Raw genomic sequence first — 1,441 nt, 5'->3', positions numbered from 1 at the left:
AGTAATACCGTGCTTTTGGCAAAGAGGCTGCCAACCGGCGGCCTTTTTCATATCAAACCGATGGATTCAGGAGGAACGATTTTCCGGTATTCGGGGTCGAGATGTTGTAAGCCCATCTGTGGGTTTTACCAAGGAGGCACCGATGCAAAAGTGGGAAGTCACCTTCGTAGATGATCACGGCGTGCAGACCGTGGAGCAATTCGATTGCGAACAAAAACCCACGATGGAGCGGGCCGCGCAATTGATTCGCTCAAAACTCCTCCCTGTTCCGGCCGAGCTCGATCTCAATGATCTGGAGGGGCGAACCGAGGACCCGACGGTCAAAAGCCTGAAAGATCAGAACAGCATTGAAATTCTCAGTATCACGCCAATTGCATAACCACTTGATGCGACTCGCAAACAGGCCTTGGCAGCAACTCTGACTTGGGGCTACTCTGCAAACGAGATCAGCGAATGGATCGCTAAGGTCTGGTCTTGTCAGCTACATGCTTGTTTCCCGGCGGCAATTTGATTGCCGTATCGCCCTCACCATTCGGTTGCGGGCGCAGGGAGTACGGAAAGTCTATCCATCAGTTTGAGGAGGACGTTTCATGAGCACAGCCTATCAAGAAGACATCAGCAGCAGTGTGCTGCGCCGCATGAAAGAAGGCGGTTTTGACTTTTCACGGTTCCATCCCATCGAGTTCTACGCCATTTTCCCGGATGAGGAGCGGGCACGCAGGGCGGCAGGGCATTTTCGCGGTGAATCCTTGAATGCGCAGGTCAGCGTGCGTGATGACGGTGCCTGGCATCTGGAGTTGAGCAAGGTGATGTACGCCACTTATGGCGGCATCGGCGACTTCGAGCAGGACTTTGAGGCGGTGGTCGAGCCTTTGGGTGGGATTATCGAAGGATGGGGCGTCAAGCAGGAGGTACGAGGGCTACTCGCATAACACTATGAACAGCGACAACACTCAGCAACGGCTGACCTCAGGGTTGGCCGTTTTCGTTTTCGGACATTGAGAAGTCAAAGGATCGCAACCGCGCACAGGCCGTGAAACCAACTCTGGCTATGCCGGTAATGACCATGAGCATTGCTTCGCAATGAAGCGAGGGACGAACAGGTTGAGGCATTGGCTGCACAGGATTGGTGCGGCGTGTCTTCGACGATTAGCCAACCGATTGATAGTTAAGCGTTTATGCCGCTGGCACGGGCCTTGCGAAGTCTGGGTGTCCGGGTGACAAGGAGTACGGCATGATCCGCACCTATTTTGATGAAATGTACGACGCTGGCGGCTTGGTCCGTCCGCACTATCGGGAGTTCGCCCGTTGGTTAGCTGAAACGCCTGACGAGCTTTTGGCACAACGGCGACGCGAGGCCGATCTGTTATTTCATCGTGCCGGGATAACCTTCACGCTCTATGGTGATGAGCAGGGGACAGAGCGTCTGATTCCCTTCGAC

2 protein-coding genes and 1 pseudogene are annotated in these 1,441 nt (G+C 54.5%); all 3 read left to right on the top strand.

Annotated elements, in window-relative coordinates:
* The first annotated feature begins 142 nt into the window (after positions 1-142).
* The gene (locus AC1DH9_RS29105; RefSeq protein ID WP_054593316.1) at positions 143-379 is read left to right on the top strand and encodes a hypothetical protein; all 237 of its coding nucleotides are present in this window, start codon (positions 143-145) and stop codon (positions 377-379) included.
* A gap of 211 nt (positions 380-590) precedes the next feature.
* Positions 591-932: a ribonuclease E inhibitor RraB gene (locus AC1DH9_RS29100; protein ID WP_019689386.1), complete on the top strand. Its 342-nt coding sequence runs from the start codon at positions 591-593 to the stop codon at positions 930-932.
* Positions 933-1,234: 302 nt separating this feature from the next.
* Positions 1,235-1,441, top strand: a pseudogene (locus AC1DH9_RS29095) (circularly permuted type 2 ATP-grasp protein); the annotation flags it as partial.

Source organism: Pseudomonas sp. 05T35 (genome assembly GCF_056396605.1).
The sequence above is the reverse complement of the archived record's forward strand: the minus strand, read 5'-3'. Positions and strand labels throughout refer to the sequence as shown.

Bases quoted from the DNA above. Each gene is read 5' to 3' on its own strand.
- AC1DH9_RS29100 (WP_019689386.1), top strand. From the start codon at position 591: ATGAGCACAGCCTATCAAGAAGACATCAGCAGCAGTGTGCTGCGCCGC.
- AC1DH9_RS29105 (WP_054593316.1), top strand. From the start codon at position 143: ATGCAAAAGTGGGAAGTCACCTTCGTAGATGATCACGGCGTGCAGACC.